We start from the raw sequence: 17,270 nt of genomic DNA on the forward strand, positions 1-17,270 counted from the left end.
TCTCCATTAAGTTAAGGAATAAGCCCCAAAGGGACCGGGTTTAGTTAAAAATTAATGTTCTGCCTTATTATAAGCAATACTCAAATACACTACCGTTAACATCATAAAGATGAAAGCTTGCAAAGTAATCACTAAAATATGGAAAATCGCCCAAGCCAAGTGTAAAGGAATACCTAATGCGGCAATGGCGGCATTCGCGGAATACATAACGGCGATAAGAATAAAGATTAATTCTCCCGCATACATATTACCGAATAAACGGAACGCCAATGAAATGGGTTTGGCCAGCAAAGTCACGGTTTCGAGAATAAAATTGACCGGAATAAAAGCCCAGTGATTAAAAGGATGAAGCGTATATTCTTTCACCAATCCGCCGAAACCTTTAGATTTCACCGTGTAGAAAAGGATTAACGCAAACACACACAAGGACATACCTAATGTTGCGCTGATATCGGCGGTAGGTACCGCTCTAAGATAGTGAATGCCGAATAAACCGGCTAACTGAGGAAGAAAATCGACAGGAATCAAGTCGATGGCATTCATAATGAATACCCAACAGAAAATAGTTAATGCCAAAGGTGCGACAACATTACGCGGACCATGGAAATTTTCTTTAACAATACCGTTAATCCATTCCACCACAATTTCAATCGCACATTGCAATTTACCCGGCACACCGGAAGTGGCTTTTTTCGCTACGGAACGAAATACCGCCAAAAAAATCACAGCCGCTAAAACGGAAAAAAACAAGGTATCAACATGAATATTCCAAAAAGAATCCCCTGTTTTCAAAAATTGTAAATGGTGACCAATATATTCGGAAGTCGTTTGTCCAGACATAATAAATCCTCTGACGATTACGATTTAATTTTTTTACCGATCAACACGGGTAAAAGATTATTCAGTATCAGTGCGACGAAGTAACCCGTAAAAAAAACGATAAAATTCATCGTCACAAATAACTTAAAACAAGCGATAATGCAAATCACGGTTAAGCCGAATTTAATCGCTTCGCCGCGATAAAAAGCGGCCATTTCGGTGGAATAGGTTGCTTTTCTGAAAAAGACAATCAGCACAAAAACCGCAAAAGGTAAAAAAGCCGATAAAAATCCGAGCCCAAAACTGACCGCACTTTTCCATTGCCATAAACACAAAAGCAGGAAAAAAAACATTAATCCGCCCAATTCGACGGTTAATGCTTTTTTATATTGTTGTCTTGCTTGTCCTATGACTTTCGACATAACCCTTTTTACTTATCAAAACACGAATGATTATACGCATATTTCCGGTTTATTCCAACTTAAACCGCGCGAAAAAAATGCAAATAAACCATAATTTTTACATTTTTTTAACTTTAACCAAATGTCGTTCGCCCGTTAATTCGGGAACTTGCAGTTTTATCACTTCAACAACCTGAAAACGATCATCCATATTCATCACTTCATCTTGCTGATAAATCCCCTTCAAGGCATAAAACAAACCGTTATCGACCGGTAAATGATGACACCAATCCGTCATATCTTTCAGGCTGGCAAAAGCGCGGCTCAATACGCCGTCAAATTTATGATCGGGCATATATTCTTCCGCGCGGCTGAGTACGGGTTCTACATTAGTTAGTCCCAACTCACGTACCGCATTGCGGATAAAACTGATCCGTTTGCCAAGGCTGTCGAGCAATACGAATTTTTTATTAGGATTAATAATAGCCAAAGGCAGACCGGGTAAGCCCGGGCCAGTTCCCACATCAATAAAACGATCACCTTGTAAATAAGGACTTACTACCAGACTGTCCAGAATGTGTTTAACCAGCATTTCCTGCGGATCACGTACGGAAGTCAGATTGTAAGCCTTATTCCATTTATTCAGCAATAAAACCAACCGCACTAATTGCGATTTCTGCTGAGAGGTCAAACAAAGTTCGGTCTTTTTTAACAGATTTTCAAGCTTTTGCGCAAGAATCCGCTCTAAATCATTCGCCACGTTTTAACATTCCCTGTTTTTTCAAATTGACCAGCAAAATAGAAATTGCCGCCGGCGTCACGCCGGAAATTCGACTCGCTTGTCCGATTGAAACCGGGCGATGTTGTTCCAATTTCGACCGCACTTCGTTGGATAATCCGGCAACCAACGAATAATCGAAACGTTCGGGAATCAACGTATTTTCGTGACGTTTTTGTTTTTCGATTTCTTCCTGCTGGTGTTCGATATAGCCTTGATATTTAATCGCAATTTCCACTTGTTCGGCGGCTTGTTTATCCTCAAGTGCGGGAGAAAATGCCGCAGTTTTTGTCAGTCTTTCATAGTTCACTTCAGGGCGACGCAGCAAATCTTCACCGCTGGCTTCACGGGTTAACGGCGTATTAACCAAGCCGTTAATCTCGTTCAAATGTTCGGATTGCGGATGAATCCAGATCTGTTTCAATCGTTCGCGTTCTTTGGCAATATTTTCCATTTTCCGATTGAAACGCGCCCAACGGGCTTCGTCGATTAACCCTAATTCGCGGGCAATCGGCGTTAAACGGCTGTCCGCGTTATCTTCGCGCAATAATAAACGATATTCCGCGCGAGAAGTAAACACACGATAAGGCTCTTTGGTACCGAGAGTACACAAATCATCCACCAATACGCCTACGTAAGCCTGATCCCGGCGTGGGAACCAGGATTCTTTTTCCTGTACGTATAAACCGGCGTTAATTCCCGCTAACAAACCTTGAGCCGCCGCTTCTTCATAGCCGGTGGTGCCGTTGATCTGACCGGCAAAAAACAAACCGTTGATTGCTTTCGTTTCCAAGGTCGGTTTCAGATCCCGCGGATCAAAATAATCGTATTCGATAGCGTAACCCGGTTTAACAATGCGGGTATTTTCCAGCCCTTTCATGGAATTGACTATTTTCATCTGTACGTCAAACGGTAAGCTGGTGGAAATCCCGTTCGGATAAATTTCGTTGCTGGTTAATCCTTCGGGTTCAAGATAAATCTGATGGGAAGTGCGATCGGCAAAACGCATCACTTTATCTTCGATAGACGGACAATAACGTGGTCCGATCCCTTCAATCACGCCAGTATACATCGGACTACGATCCAGATTATGGCGGATCACATCATGGGTTTGTTCATTAGTATGAGTTATAAAACAAGGAATCTGGCGCGGATGTTGATCCACCGATCCCATAAAAGAGAAAACCGGTAATTCCGAGTCTCCGTACTGTTTTGCCAAAATCTCGAAATTAATGGTACGAGCGTCCAAACGTGGCGGCGTACCGGTTTTTAAACGATCCACTCGCAAACCGAGATCACGTAATCGGTGAGAAAGTGTGACGGAAGCCGGATCTCCCGCACGTCCGCCTTCATAATTGGTTAAACCGATATGAATTTTGCCGGCTAAAAAAGTTCCCGCCGTTAAAATGACAGACTTAGCCCGAAAGGTTAATCCCATTTTGGTGGAAACCCCTGCGGCGCGATTTTGTTCCAGTAAAATATCCGTGGCTTCCTGTTGGAAAATATCCAAATTAGGTTGATTTTCAAGAGCCTGGCGCACCGCTTGACGATATAACACGCGATCCGCTTGCGCACGAGTTGCCCGCACAGCCGGTCCTTTACTGCTATTTAAGGTACGAAACTGAATGCCCGCCAAATCAGCCGCGGTTGCCATTAAACCGCCCATAGCATCGATCTCTTTCACTAAATGCCCTTTACCGATGCCGCCGATAGCCGGATTACAAGACATTTGACCTAAAGTATCCACATTGTGCGTTAAAAGCAGGGTTTTCAAACCCATTCGGGCCGGAGCAAGTGCCGCTTCGGTTCCTGCGTGACCGCCGCCGATTACGATCACATCATAATTTTCCGTATAAAACATAGTAACCTTATGTAATGAATATGATCGCTTTCACCGATCCATAAATTGAAATATAAAAGTAACGGGCTATTTTACTGAAATTTACCCGGGCTTGAAAGTTGAAATTAAACGTTAGGCGGGATAAAACTCAGAAAAAGCCGGTTGCTAATAAAATAAGATCTTAAATTTATATAAAGATCTTATTATGACGATAATTAGGATCACCTGATCTTTGTGTATAAAAGGATCTTTGTTAGCAAAATAAATCGGTTAGATAAAAAAGGATCCTGTTAAAAATTTTGATCTTTACAGTAAAAAGCCTGTGAATAACATAGTGATTTATCCACAGTTAAATTAAATTGTTATTTTATACACGGGAAAAATACAGCTTTTATGCGTTTTTTTATTAAGTTATCCACAAGATAAAAGTGATAAAAAAGACATCGAAAGTAAACGTTTTATGAAAAGTGCGGTCAAATTTCGTGATAAATTTTGGTACTTCAAGTATAATTAACCCACTTTTATGTTTAACCGGTTAGCTATGAAACATTCTTCTTATTCCTTTATTTCTTTTGCGATTTTGACCGCACTTTACAGCAGCGGCGCGTTGGCGAACGCCGATGATTTACATCGTCAATGTTTGTCGGGTGTGCCTCAGTTTACGGGAGAACCGGTTTCGGGTGATGCCAACGAACAGCCCGTTTATATTGAGGCGGATCAGGCGGACATTGTTAATCCTTCCCGCGCCACTTATAGCGGTGATGTGGATATTAAACAGGGAAATCGTCATTTGCAGGCGCCGGAAGTGGTTGTTACCCAAACGGGTGAAGGCGCGAATGCATTACGTCATGCTTATGCTAACGGTGTTTTTGATTATCGGGATGAATTGATCGTATTAAAAGGTAAAGACGCAAAAATCAATCTGAATAATAATGATGCGGACGTCGCGAATTCCGATTATCAATTTGTGGGAAGACAAGGCCGCGGAACGGCGGAAAGTTCGGAAAATCGCGAGAATTATCGTTTACTGAAAAACGCCACCTTTACTTCCTGTTTGCCGAATGATAACGCCTGGCAAATTGACGCTTCCGAAATGAAACAGCATATAAAAGAAGAATATGCGGAAATGTGGCATGCCCGCTTTAAAGTTGCGGGCGTGCCGGTTTTCTATACGCCTTATTTGCAGTTACCTATCGGCGATCGTCGTCGATCAGGTTTATTGATTCCGAGTGCCGGTCATTCCAGTCGTGATGGTTACTGGTTTGCTCAATCCGTTTATTGGAACATCGCGCCGAATTATGACATGACAATTACGCCTAAATATATGTCGCAACGCGGCTGGCAATGGTTAGGTGAATTTCGTTATTTAAACGCTTTGGGCGAAGGGAAAATCTTCGGCGAATATTTAGGCGATGATCGTTATGAAGATTACACCGGTGAAAATCGTTCGCGCCATTTGTTTTATTGGAAACACGATGCCCGTTTGTGGGACGATTGGCGATTAAATATCGATTACACCAAAGTAAGCGATAAACGTTATTTTTCTGATTTTGACTCCGATTACGGCAGCAGTACCGACGGTTACGCTACGCAATCCGCCCGATTGTCTTACTATCAGCCTAACTGGAATTTTGCGATTTCGGCCAAAGAATTCCAGATTTTTGATGATGTGGATATCGGTCCGTACAAAGCGCTACCGCAAATGGATTTCAATTATTATAAGAACGGACTGGCAAAAGGTTGGTTGGATTTCAAATTATTCGCTCAAGCGGTGCATTTTGATAATGACAGCAAAGCGATGCCGACGGCATGGCGTTATCATGTAGAACCGAGTTTAAACCTTCCGATGGCGAATAAATACGGCAGTCTGAATATTGAAACCAAATTGTATGCCACCCATTACCAACAAAAAGCCGGTACGGGCGTGGATGCGAATATTAAGAAATCCGTAAATCGTACTATTCCGCAAATTAAAGTGGATTTACAAACGGTGCTGGCAAGTAATGAAACCTTTATCAAAGGCTATACTCAAACTCTTGAACCGCACGTACAATATCTTTATCGTCCGTACCGCGATCAAAGTAACATCGGTTCCAAACGTTATTCCAATTATTTAGGTTTGGGTTATGATTCCGCGTTGTTGCAGCAGGATTATTTTTCTCTGTTCCGCGATCGCCGTTACAGCGGCTTGGATCGCATTGCTTCCGCCAATCAATTTACTTTGGGCGGAACCAGCCGTTTCTACGATGAAAACGCCAATGAACGGTTTAACGTATCTTTAGGGCAAATTATTTATCTGAACGATTCCCGTATTGATGAAAATTCCGAACACAGTACCACCGGACGTTCCTCTTCATGGGCGTTGGAAAGCAACTGGAAAATTAACGATCAATGGAACTGGCGCGGCAGTTATCAATACGACACCCGACTGGACGCCGTTTCCTTAATGAATACCAGCCTGGAATATAATCCCGAACGTAATAACCTGATTCAGTTGAATTACCGTTACGCCAGTAAGGAATATATCGATCAGAACTTAACCTCCGGCGTTAACCGTTACAATCAGGATATCAAACAGCTGGGCAGTACGGTCGCCTGGGAAATTGCCGATAATTGGGCGGTAGTGGGACGTTATTATCATGACATCGCCCTGAATAAACCGGTGGAACAATATGCCGGCGTGCGTTATAACACCTGCTGTTGGTCCGCCGGTGTCGGTGTGCGTCGTTACCTGGTGAGCGAAAGCGACACGCGTAAATATAGCGACAGCAAAGACACTCTGTATGATAATAGCGTGAGTTTCACGGTGGAATTACGCGGTTTAGGTCCGAACGATCATCACAGCGGTTTGGTGGATATGCTGGACAAAGGCATGCTGCCGTATGTGAAACCGTTTAATTTATAAAAGATTATTGTTTATATTTCAAAAAGATGGCTAAAAGCCTTGTACTATAAAGATCTTAAGCTACTTTTTAACAACCATTTTGTCTACTATGCCTTTATAAAAAACAACGTAAAAATCGCTGCTAAAAAACGTTTAAAATTTTGCCCGCACTTTTTGAGACCGAACTTTGTAAAATTACAGCGCGGCGATGAAATTCGGCAGCCAGTTTTCCGCCGCTTGTTCGTGATTTTCCTCCGTTAACACATCAATGCGGAGGGCGTCGCAAAGTCGGACGGCGCCTTGGGCGAGCAGCAGATTTTCCACTTTATCCACCGCGAAACAAAAGGTGTCGTAATCGGAATTGCCTAATCCCACCACAGCGAACCGTCGGCCCGATAAATCGGTTTTTTCTTCGGCGATTTGATTCATCAGCGGTTTCAGGTTGTCCGGTAAGTCGCCGGCGCCGTGGGTTGAGGTCACAATCAACCAAATTTTGTCGTCAATGACTTCATCCAGAATTACGGCGTTTTGTACGGTGACATCAAACCCTTTTTCTTGTAGCACATCGCCTAAGTGATCGCCCACATATTCGGCGGCGCCTAAAGTGGAACCGGTGATAATTGAAATTTTTTCTGACATTTCAATACCTTATGTTTCTTATTTGCGATTCAGCCACGCCATATATTCCGCCACGCCTTCGGCAACGGATTTAAATTTTAAATCGCAACCGGCGGCTCGTAATTTGCTGAGATCCGCTTGCGTATATTCCTGATAGCGTGATTTTAAGTGATCCGGGAACGGAATGGTTTCAATGGCGCCTTTACCGTGATGTTTGATCACCGCTTCGGCAACGGCTTTGAAACTTTCGGCATGGCCCGTGCCGCAGTTGAAAATACCGGAAATCTTATTTTGCCACGCCCAGATATTCACGGCGGCAACATCGGCGACATAAACGAAATCGCGCAGGAAGTGTTCGCTGCCGGCGAATAATTTCGGATTTTCGCCTTTCAGAATTTGGTTGTTCAGGTGAAATGCCACGCTGGACATGCTGCCTTTGTGCTGTTCGCGCGGTCCGTATACGTTGAAATATTTAAATCCGCAAACCGGTGAGGCGGCGTTCGGTAAAATCCGGCGCACATATTGATCGAATAAGAATTTGGAATAACCGTATACGTTTAACGGGCCTTCAAATTGGCGTTCTTCCACAAATTCCGTTTTGTCGCCGTAAGTGGCCGCACTCGATGCATAGAAAAACGGGATTTTGCGATCTAAGCAGTAATGCAGCAATTCTTTGGAATATTCGTAATTGTTGTGCATGATGTATTTGCCGTCCCATTCCGTGGTGGCAGAACAGGCGCCTTCGTGGAACACGGCGTTTACGTTACCGAAATCGTCACCGGCGATAATTTGTGCGATGAAATCTTCTTTATCGCAGTAATCCGCAATATCTAAATCCACTAAGTTGATAAATTTCGTGCCGTCTTTCAGATTGTCCACGACTAAAATATCTTTACGACCCAAATCATTTAATGCTTTAACAATATTACTGCCGATAAAACCTGCGCCGCCTGTAACGATAATCATAATGCTGTCCTTTTGTGTGTGAAAACTAATAGGTATTGTAATAGATTTTAATTTTTCAGGCAGGAAAATTTTTGTTATGAATGCTTTTTATCCGTAAAAACATGGATGTTTAACCATGAAAATGGCTATTTTACAGACTTTTACAAAACTTTGCACTGCCTAAATAATAAGTATTAACCCTTTGATATACATATAAATATATTGTGACTGAATTCGGTATATTTTTGAGTTATCGCTTATTTTCGGTTTTTGCTATTTGATCTTGTGAAATCTCTATAGTAGGCTGAAAATGCATCATAAAAAGGAGGATGCCATGATTAGACAATTTATTGCTCTGATAACACTGTCTGTTGCAGTGACAGCGGTTTCCGCTAATACGCAGAATGTCACTGTGTCGGGAAGTGTTATTAACAAGTCTGATTCTGCTGGGAAGGCTTCGGTGAACGTTGGTTCTACCGTGGGTCGGGTTGTCGGTTCGAACAATACGCAAACCGTTGTGGTTAACGGTTCGCTTATTAATACTGCTTCAGGCGGTGGGAAAGCCGCTATTAACTTGGGTTCATCGGTAAATTATGCCGGTAGCAACAATCAGGTTGTATCGGTAGGTACTATCGTAAATTCAGCCTCCGGCGGCGGTAAATCTGAAGTTAATATCGGTTCTGTCGTAAAAGATTAATACTGATCTTTACGAGAACCATTAGGCAATATATAAATTTTTTCTTTTGAATTTTATTCAGATAAGGGGTTTTTGATGAAAAATTTAATGAAAACAGGTCTTGCAGTCGGACTTATCGCTGTATTTTCGGTGGCTACGGCAAATGCCAAAGTTTCTATCGGTGGTAATAACCAGCAATCTGTAGATGTTAAAGGCGCGGTATCAAACTTTGCAATGGGTGCCGGTAGAGCGACTCAAAATTTAGCTTCCAATAGCGGTAAAGTTACTGTCGGCGGTAATAACAAACAATCCGTAGACGTTAAAGGCGCGGTATCAAACTTTGCGATGGGTGCCGGTAAAGCGACTCAAAACTTAGCTTCCAATAACGGTAAAGTGACCATTGGCGGTAACAACAAACAATCCGTTGACGTTAAGGGTGCCGTATCTAACTTTGCTATGGGTGTTGGTCATGCAACACAAAACATGGCGTCTAATAACAGCGAAGATTAATCTTCCTTATTTAACCTCGGGAGCCAATCGATTGCTCTCGAGGTTATTTCCTTCACTTAAAGAGAGATGAAAATGAATAGATCTTTTTACATTTATGTTGCAGCCTGCTTATTCTCATTTTCAACTTCAACCTTTTCCGCATCTTCGGAACTTGCGCCAAGACAAGGGATGTCTCCTTTAGATAAAGCAAAAGTCCATTCCGTACAGGCTCAGAACTGGGCAAAAATGGGAAAAGCGGGATATGACGCCGAAGAGGTGACGGAAAGAACGACGGAAGGCAGTTCAGTGAGCGGTATCGGCTCCAGAAGTTGTACCACAAATATTGGTACCACAACAACGAAAAGCGGCGTAAGTTCCGGTAAGTACGGACCAAGCAAAAATTCCGATAATATCGTGATTATCAAAGGCGATGTTGTCAGTCTCTGTAAATAATCTTCTCCAATAAAAACATTATTCTACAACTTTTTAATTTTTACTTAAGGGAATCATTCTGTGAAAATTCATCATGTGTTTCTTTCATATGTTGCCGCGTCAGTTTTAGCTGGTTGTTCGACGGGAACGCAATTACACGGCGACAGACCTTATATCGAATCTACTACCACCCATACCCGTCCGGTGTCGGAACCGGTCAGAGCCATGACCAGTTTCAGCGACAGTTTAAGCTGTATGGATAATTTATTGTTACAAAGTAATGCGGGACAAACGGTTGTCGCCATTAAAACCATTAACGATCCGTCGGGTAAAGCGTTAGTCGCCGCAAATGACATGATTGTGACCGCACTTTCACAGATGTCTCGTACCAGCGGAGCGTTCAGAGTGGTGGATTTTGAAATCAATCCGATGAAGCAGGACACGGTACAAACTCTTTCCAGTTTACTTTTACCAACCGGCAGCATGCAGATTCCCGCCCCGCAAATTTATATTTCAGGTTCCGTTTCTTATGTTGACCAAAGCGTGTTGAAAAAATCCGACAGCGCGGGAATTTCGGTAAGTGATGACGTAGAACTTGGTCTTTCCGGCGATTTAATCACCACGGCGCTGGGTATGGAATTACATGTGGGGGATTTTTTAACCCGAACTTTATATCCGGGTATTGATTCGGCAAATGAAATTGTCGCCGCCAACAAAGGTTTCGGATTCGATTCCGGAGCAAAAATCCGTAAAGTGGGCGTTCAGTTCTCCTTTGAGCGAAATTTGTCTCAGGGCGTCGGCTCGGCGGTACGGACGTTAACGGATTTAGGCATGATTGAATTGGTGGGTAAATATGCGCAAGTGCCTTATTGGCAATGTTTATCCTTAGATCAGTCTCATCCGGAATTCCAACGCCAGTTGTTGGATTGGTTTGAAGGTATGGGCGAAACTGAAAAAGTGAAGTTATTCCAAACCGGATTACGTAATCTCGGTTATTACAACGGCCCTGTAGACGGTACGCCGACAACGGCATTTAAAGAAGCGCTGACCTTGTTCCAAAAAGACAACAATGCCACACCGTCCGGCGTGATTAACTTTGAAAGTTATGAACGAATGATGAAAAACTACACAAGGGTTGACGGTAGCGGTAATATCAAAAAAGCGGGGTTACAGCCTTCCGGTAAAAAAGATGAAGACGGTTCGAACGAACCTCGTAACGGCTATCCGTATTTTTACACGGATAAAGGCGATCCGATTAGCCTGAATATGTCGTCCGATAAATCGCAATACAAAATCGGCGACAAACTGTCGCTTACCATCAACGCTGATAAAGAAGGTTCGCACGTAAGCTGTTTCTATCAGGATGCGAGCAACAGTATTGCTCAGATCTATCCGAATCCGTTAGAGGCGGAAGAAAATCTGTCCGCCGGGAAACCTCTGAATCTGCCGGGCAGTAACGCTTATTCTCTGGATTTAACCAGTGCGGGCAACGAATCGGTCATGTGCGTAGCTTCCTATTCATCCTTAGCACCGCGTTTGAGCCAGACCTTCGGTGAACCGTTCAATCCGATTGACGTGAAAAGTATGTCGGAGCTTTCCGCTAAGTTGAAAGAAGTCTTTGGTGATGAAATTAAAGGTACACAAACCGTTTCTTACACGGTTAAGTAATCAGGAGGGAGTATGTTGACGCATTTTTGCCGTTTCCCTTTAAATCACATTCTGTTTATGCTGAGTGTCGCCGCATTCGGTATGGGCAGTGAGGCGGCTATCGTGATTAATCAACCGGCCGCCGGTGCGAACGAATATGTCCCGATTCAGGCTCAGCCGGCGACACCGAATGAGGAAGCCGAATCGGATCAAGTGACGGCCCTCGGACAGGCGTTCGAAGCATATAAACGGGAAAATTATTCCTATGCCTATAATATTTTTTCCCATTATGCCGATATGAATGACCCGCACGCTATGCTGGCAACGGGATATTTCCTGTTTATGGGATACGGCACTGCACAGGACTACGCTAAAGCGAAGCGTTATCTGGAACGGGCGAACGGTTTGGGTTTTGTGCGGGCGACCACCTTATTAGGTTTGCTGGAACAGCGTAGCAATCCGCAACCCTCTAACCAATCCGCTCTTCGCTTGTTAACGAAAGCGGCGAATATGGGCGATTCCGTTGCCGCTAATGCCTTGGCGAATCTGTATTATCGTCGCGGCAATACAACGGATGCCGTCGCCTGGAACGAAAAAGCTATCGCTTTAGGCAGCTATGCGGCGAAACGTAATCAGAAAAGCCTGACCGCGGCGCCTAATCGAACTCAGCAGATTGTCAGCGTAAACCATAACGAGCATTTTCAGAAATTACGGCAGGAATCGCAGGCCGGTAACGGACAAGCCAGTTATGAATTGGCAACGCGTTACCACAAAGGTGCGGGCGTTCCTCAGAATTTCGGCGAAGCCATTCGATTATATCGGCTTGCCGCTCAACAAGGGAGCGATCAGGCCCGTAAAATATTGCCGATTATCCTGTCGAAACAAAATGCGTCGGGAAACAGTTTAAACAGCCTGTGGATGCAGGAAACGTCGAATATGGTGACGACACCGCCTATCGTACTGACGCCGGCGCAGGACGGCAAAACGGAGAAAAGTTCGTCTTCACCTGTCGGCGGAACGCCTAATGTCAGTTTAACGGAAGATGATCCGTTGGAAAATTTACTTTTGCTGAAACCGAGCCATTCCGTAAAAATCAATAAATAAGGGAGAAAAATATGACAATGTTAACTAAAGCAATGCAAACCGCCGCTTTAACATTGATGGCCTCGACCGTTGCCTTTGCCGCGGATAACGAACAAAGCGTTTCCGTGCAGGGAACCATCATAAATAAAGCCGTCGGGCCGAATGCGGTTTCCGAGCAAAATATTCCGGGGCGTCACACGGTGGCTAAAAATGCTACGATTAAAACCGTTAACGGAAAAACCACGGTCATTCCGAATGACAAAGCGGATTCCATGCCATTGGAAGCCCGCGAGGATTTCATCAATGCGAAATTAGCGGGTAAGGATTTGTCCAATAAAAATTTCTCCGGCATGGATTTCACCAACGCCAATTTAGCGCGTGCGAATCTGCGTCATGCGAATCTGCAAAACGCCGTGCTGATTAATGCGGATTTACGGCATGCGGATCTTTCCGGGGCGAATTTGAAAGGCGCGGATTTAACCAACGCTCGTTTGGACGGCGCTAAAACCGACGGCACCGTTTGGAAATAATGCCGCGATGTGATTCAATCCGACAAAAGCCCGGTTCGCATACCGGGCTTTTGGTTTTTGTCATCCGTAAAAGTGCGGTCAAAATTTTGCACGTTTTTTTATTGTCACCTTGGCACAGCCGCGCTTATATCAAGCTTGTTAGCGACGGCAACCTTCAAAAAACTATCGTTTTTTTTCCCGCACTTTTATGCTTATTCGCCGATTAACTGATAAATCTCCGCATCTTTGCGATCGAGATAATGAGTGGATTGAATGCGTCGGATTGTGCGGGATTTGCCGCGAATCAGCAAGGTTTCGCTGGTGGCTAAATTGCCTTTGCGTTGAATGCCTTTGAGTAAATCGCCGTTGGTGATGCCGGTTGCCGAAAACACAAGATTGTCGTCTTTTGCGAGATCGTCTAATTTCAAGACGGTGTTGACTTCTACGCCGTTTTCATGACAACGGCGAATTTCGTCTTCGGCGATTTTTCGATTTTCCGCCGTGTCTCCTTTTACTTGATTACGCGGCAGCAAGCGGGCCTGCATGTCGCCGTGTAAGGCACGAACGGCGGCGGCGGAAATCACGCCTTCGGGCGCGCCGCCGATACCGTAAAGCATATCCACGCCGCCGTCGGGCAAACAGCATAACAGCGATGCCGCGACATCGCCGTCGGGAATGCACATGACACGGGCGCCTAAATGTTGAATGCGTTTAATGACTTCTTCGTGGCGGGGTTTGGCCAGCACGGCAACGGTAAGCTGAGTGACGGATTTACCCAGACGTTGCGCGGCGCGGCGACAATTTTGTTCGATAGGCAGCGTTAAATCAATCATGCCGTTTAATTCGGGACCCACCACCAATTTTTCCATGTACATATCCGGTGCGCGCAGGAAGGTGTTTTTTCCGCCTGCCGCCAGTACGGCGATAGCATTTGCCTGACCCATTGCCGTCATGCGCGTGCCGTCGATAGGATCTACCGCAATGGAAACCACTTCGCCCATGCCGGAACCTAATTTTTCACCGATGTAGAGCATAGGCGCCTGATCGATTTCCCCTTCGCCGATGACGATTTCGCCGTCCATGTGAATTTGATTCAGCATAAAACGCATGGCTTTCACGGCGGCGTTATCGGCGGCATTTTTATCACCGCGTCCTAACCAGGCAAAAGCGGCAAGCGCAGCGGCTTCGGTGATACGAGAAAATTCAATGGCTAAAGATCGGTTCATCTGTTTGTCCCCTTTGATTTGATGAAATTGAGCTAATTTTATCACCGCGGCAAACGATTGCGGAAAAAATCTTTCCGGATTTAAAAAAATTCCGTTTCGGTCGTTCAAATTTGTACAGTTCTAGAGTAAAATAACCACACTTTATTTTGTTTTAATCAAAGGGAAATTACCATGTCATCAGAAATTTTAGATCAATTGGAAAGTAAAGTCCGCCAGGCGGTGGAAACTATTCAGTTACTTCAGTTGGAAGTGGAAGAGTTAAAAGAAAAAAATGATCAGGCACAACAAGCTAATGACGCATTGCGTAATGAAAACGAACAACTGAAAGTCGAACATAATAACTGGCAGGAACGTTTACGTTCATTATTAGGTCAAATCGACAACGTTTAATTTATTTGTGACGTAAAAAAACGATCTGTGAAGATCGTTTTTTATCGGCTAAGACAATCATCAGTGCGGGTGTGCCGCGCCTCTGGCAAGCATGCGCAACTGTAAGATCAGACGTTCTTTCAGCTGTTCCCGCTCTTTCGGATTCATATCTAAAGCATTGGCTCCCGCTGTAAACACCAATGTCACCATGCCTTCCGCCTGAACATAAGCGATATATTGAGAATAACCGTGTTTATTCGAGATATATTCCGCCAGTTCGTCGGCAAAATGTTTAATTTCACGCGCCGCCGCGGTGCGGAATGCCTGCGATGTACCGGAACTTTCGCGTAGTAGCAGACGGAACACGTTCGGACTGTTATTGATAAATTCAAAAAAGGTTTCCACCGAAATGGCGATCACACTGCCGCCTTTTTCAATCCGTTTGCGCGCCTGCCGCATTAGTTGACGCAAGGTCATCCCCGCTTCATCCACCATCACCAGGCCAAGCTCGTCCATATCTTTAAAGTGGCGGTAGAATGAGGTGGCGGCGATGTTGGCTTCGCGCGCCACTTCACGCAGACTGAGATTGGAAAAACTTTTCTCCGCATTAAGCTGATTAAATGCGGCGTCAACCAGTGCGCGACGGGTTTTTTCTTTTTGAATTGCACGAACGCCTGCCATTTTAATCTCCCTCTAAAATCGGTTTAACCGCTTTTTTGACCGCATTTGCGACCCGTTCGTAACGGGCGCGTAACGGCGAACCGGGACGGTAAATCAGCGTAATGGTACGTTGCGGTTCCGGATCGACACAGGGAATATATTTGACTCCCTGACGCTGGCCTTCGTTCAACACGGCCAGTTCAGGCATAAGTGTGATACCCGCATTGGCAGCAATCATATTGCGTAACATTTCCAGGCTGGTGGCCTGAAAATGGGCGTTTTCTCTGGCGCCTGCGGCAAAGCAGTAACCCAAAGCCTGATCCCGCAGACAATGACCGTCATCCAGCATTAACACTTCCATGCCTTTTAAGTGATCCAACGGAATATTTTTTTCTTTCGCCCAGGAATGAGTTTCCGAGACTGCGACCAGCATTTTTTCGTTAAACAGCGGTACCTGGATGAAAGGTTCCGTTTCGGCGACGGCGGCCAAAATCGCACAGTCCAAACGGCCCGTTTCCAGCTGATCCACTAATTGGTTGGTTTGCGCTTCATACAAAAACAGCTCCAATTCCGGAAATTCTTCTTTGAGTACCGGCATGATATAAGGCAATAAATAAGGACCGACGGTCGGAATGACGCCGATATGCAACGGACCGGTCATATCTTTACCCTGATTGCTTGCCATTTCTTTCAATAATTTTACTTCGCGCAACACCTGCTTGGCTTGTTCCACCAATAATAACCCCGATTGCGTGAACAATACTTTACGGCTAGTACGTTCAAGCAACGTAATGCCTAATTCGTCCTCTAATTTTCGGATTTGTCCGCTTAAAGTGGGTTGACTGACATTACAGGCATCCGCGGCGCGGCGGAAGTGTTTGAATTCGGCGAGCGAAACAAGATATTCTAAATCACGGATATTCATAATAACGGCAACTCTTAATATAGAAAAAAACGATTGAATGAATAGAAATTAATTGATTGTAACGATAACATAAAACTAATTATAATTCACCCCGTAAACAGAAAATCATTTATTCAAACAGGAGAAAAACTATGAGTATGGAAGGTAAAAAAGTCCCGCAAGTCACGTTTCACACGCGTCAGGGCGATGCTTGGGTAGATGTAACCACATCCGAATTATTCGACAATAAAACCGTTGTTCTGTTCTCGTTGCCGGGCGCTTTTACCCCGACCTGTTCCTCAACGCATTTACCTCGTTATAATGAATTGGCCTGCGAATTCAAAGCCTTAGGCGTCGACGATATCATTTGTGTATCCGTTAACGATACCTTTGTGATGAACGCCTGGAAGGCGGATCAGGAAGCCGAAAACATCACGGTTATTCCGGACGGTAACGGCGACTTTACCGCAGGCATGGGAATGTTGGTGGATAAAGAGGAACTGGGTTTCGGTAAACGTTCGTGGCGTTATTCCATGCTGGTGAAAAACGGCGTGGTTGAAAAAATGTTCGTGGAACCGAACGAACCGGGCGATCCGTTCAAAGTTTCCGATGCGGATACGATGATCAAATACATCAAACCGGACTGGACGGCGAAACCGTCGGTATCGATTTTCACCAAACCGGGTTGTCCTTTCTGCGCCAAAGCCAAAGGTTTGTTAAAAGTGAAAGGCTATACTTTCGAAGAAATCGTATTGGGTCGCGACGCTTCCACTATTTCGGTGCGCGCCATTACGGGTAAAACCTCGGTACCGCAAGTCTTCATCGGCGGCGAATACATCGGCGGCAGTGAAGATTTAGAAAAATATTTCGCTTAATTGACTTTAGCGACGCGGCGAAACGCAAAAAACGTTGATTTTTTTGCCCGCACTTTTATCCGCCCGCCGTTCTGACGTAAGGTTAACGCAGAACGGCAGGCGGATTTTTTTATTA

Annotated in this window: 18 protein-coding genes; 9 read left to right on the forward strand and 9 right to left on the reverse strand. The window is 44.6% G+C overall.

What is annotated here, in order from left to right; genetic code table 11:
- Nucleotides 1-51 precede the first annotated feature (51 nt).
- The 4 genes from atpB to mnmG form a co-directional block, all read right to left on the reverse strand.
- Entirely contained in the window at nt 52-840 is a 789-nt protein-coding gene (gene atpB, locus P7M01_RS05250; RefSeq protein WP_317477184.1) for a F0F1 ATP synthase subunit A, read from the reverse strand.
- Nucleotides 841-857: 17 nt separating this feature from the next.
- On the reverse strand, nt 858-1,241 hold the full coding sequence (locus P7M01_RS05255; RefSeq protein WP_317483369.1) for an ATP synthase subunit I: 384 nt from the start codon (nt 1,239-1,241) through the stop codon (nt 858-860).
- Between the two features lie 97 nt (nt 1,242-1,338).
- On the reverse strand, nt 1,339-1,980 hold the full coding sequence (rsmG, locus tag P7M01_RS05260; RefSeq protein WP_317483368.1) for a 16S rRNA (guanine(527)-N(7))-methyltransferase RsmG: 642 nt from the start codon (nt 1,978-1,980) through the stop codon (nt 1,339-1,341).
- A complete protein-coding gene (gene mnmG, locus P7M01_RS05265; protein ID WP_317480445.1) occupies nt 1,970-3,859 on the reverse strand; it encodes a tRNA uridine-5-carboxymethylaminomethyl(34) synthesis enzyme MnmG in 1,890 nt (629 codons plus the stop codon). The genes rsmG and mnmG overlap by 11 nt, the downstream gene beginning before the upstream one ends.
- A gap of 520 nt (nt 3,860-4,379) precedes the next feature.
- On the opposite strand from mnmG, the gene lptD reads away from it, so the two are divergent.
- Nucleotides 4,380-6,743: an LPS assembly protein LptD gene (lptD, locus tag P7M01_RS05270; RefSeq protein WP_317483367.1), complete on the forward strand. Its 2,364-nt coding sequence runs from the start codon at nt 4,380-4,382 to the stop codon at nt 6,741-6,743.
- A 174-nt stretch (nt 6,744-6,917) separates the two neighbouring features.
- On the opposite strand, the gene mioC is transcribed toward lptD, so the two are convergent.
- Together mioC and rfaD are read right to left on the reverse strand one after the other, a co-directional pair.
- On the reverse strand, nt 6,918-7,361 hold the full coding sequence (mioC, locus tag P7M01_RS05275) for an FMN-binding protein MioC (protein WP_202936512.1): 444 nt from the start codon (nt 7,359-7,361) through the stop codon (nt 6,918-6,920).
- A gap of 18 nt (nt 7,362-7,379) precedes the next feature.
- A complete protein-coding gene (gene rfaD, locus P7M01_RS05280) occupies nt 7,380-8,306 on the reverse strand; it encodes an ADP-glyceromanno-heptose 6-epimerase (RefSeq protein ID WP_317478732.1) in 927 nt (308 codons plus the stop codon).
- Between the two features lie 313 nt (nt 8,307-8,619).
- Between rfaD and P7M01_RS05285 the strand changes: the two genes are divergently transcribed.
- The 6 genes from P7M01_RS05285 (at nt 8,620) to P7M01_RS05310 (ending at nt 13,142) form a co-directional block, all read left to right on the forward strand.
- Nucleotides 8,620-8,982 (forward strand): hypothetical protein, encoded by a 363-nt coding sequence (locus P7M01_RS05285; protein ID WP_202936514.1) that lies wholly within the window; start codon nt 8,620-8,622, stop codon nt 8,980-8,982.
- 75 nt (nt 8,983-9,057) lie between these two features.
- On the forward strand, nt 9,058-9,471 hold the full coding sequence (locus tag P7M01_RS05290; RefSeq protein ID WP_202936515.1) for a hypothetical protein: 414 nt from the start codon (nt 9,058-9,060) through the stop codon (nt 9,469-9,471).
- Between the two features lie 168 nt (nt 9,472-9,639).
- The gene (locus P7M01_RS05295) at nt 9,640-9,903 is read left to right on the forward strand and encodes a hypothetical protein (RefSeq protein WP_317477146.1); all 264 of its coding nucleotides are present in this window, start codon (nt 9,640-9,642) and stop codon (nt 9,901-9,903) included.
- A 60-nt stretch (nt 9,904-9,963) separates the two neighbouring features.
- Complete coding sequence (locus P7M01_RS05300) at nt 9,964-11,550, forward strand: DUF4384 domain-containing protein (RefSeq protein ID WP_317483366.1); 1,587 nt, start codon at nt 9,964-9,966, stop codon at nt 11,548-11,550.
- Between the two features lie 12 nt (nt 11,551-11,562).
- Nucleotides 11,563-12,633: a tetratricopeptide repeat protein gene (locus P7M01_RS05305; protein WP_317483365.1), complete on the forward strand. Its 1,071-nt coding sequence runs from the start codon at nt 11,563-11,565 to the stop codon at nt 12,631-12,633.
- Between the two features lie 11 nt (nt 12,634-12,644).
- Nucleotides 12,645-13,142: a pentapeptide repeat-containing protein gene (locus tag P7M01_RS05310; protein WP_202936519.1), complete on the forward strand. Its 498-nt coding sequence runs from the start codon at nt 12,645-12,647 to the stop codon at nt 13,140-13,142.
- A 191-nt stretch (nt 13,143-13,333) separates the two neighbouring features.
- On the opposite strand, the gene glpX is transcribed toward P7M01_RS05310, so the two are convergent.
- Nucleotides 13,334-14,347: a class II fructose-bisphosphatase gene (gene glpX, locus P7M01_RS05315; protein WP_202936520.1), complete on the reverse strand. Its 1,014-nt coding sequence runs from the start codon at nt 14,345-14,347 to the stop codon at nt 13,334-13,336.
- Between the two features lie 171 nt (nt 14,348-14,518).
- Here glpX and zapB point away from each other — a divergent pair, with 171 nt between their 5' ends.
- Complete coding sequence (gene zapB / locus P7M01_RS05320) at nt 14,519-14,737, forward strand: cell division protein ZapB (RefSeq protein ID WP_202936521.1); 219 nt, start codon at nt 14,519-14,521, stop codon at nt 14,735-14,737.
- 60 nt (nt 14,738-14,797) lie between these two features.
- Here zapB and fabR read toward each other — a convergent pair whose 3' ends face one another.
- A complete protein-coding gene (fabR, locus tag P7M01_RS05325; RefSeq protein ID WP_202936522.1) occupies nt 14,798-15,397 on the reverse strand; it encodes an HTH-type transcriptional repressor FabR in 600 nt (199 codons plus the stop codon).
- Nucleotide 15,398: 1 nt separating this feature from the next.
- The gene (oxyR, locus tag P7M01_RS05330; protein ID WP_317477152.1) at nt 15,399-16,301 is read right to left on the reverse strand and encodes a DNA-binding transcriptional regulator OxyR; all 903 of its coding nucleotides are present in this window, start codon (nt 16,299-16,301) and stop codon (nt 15,399-15,401) included.
- A 131-nt stretch (nt 16,302-16,432) separates the two neighbouring features.
- On the opposite strand from oxyR, the gene P7M01_RS05335 reads away from it, so the two are divergent.
- Nucleotides 16,433-17,155, forward strand: coding sequence for a glutathione peroxidase (locus P7M01_RS05335; protein WP_317475834.1), 723 nt, complete (start codon nt 16,433-16,435; stop codon nt 17,153-17,155).
- Nucleotides 17,156-17,270 lie beyond the last annotated feature (115 nt).

The organism is Exercitatus varius, from assembly GCF_029577735.1.
In the GTDB taxonomy this organism is placed as follows: Bacteria; Pseudomonadota; Gammaproteobacteria; order Enterobacterales; family Pasteurellaceae; genus Exercitatus; species Exercitatus varius.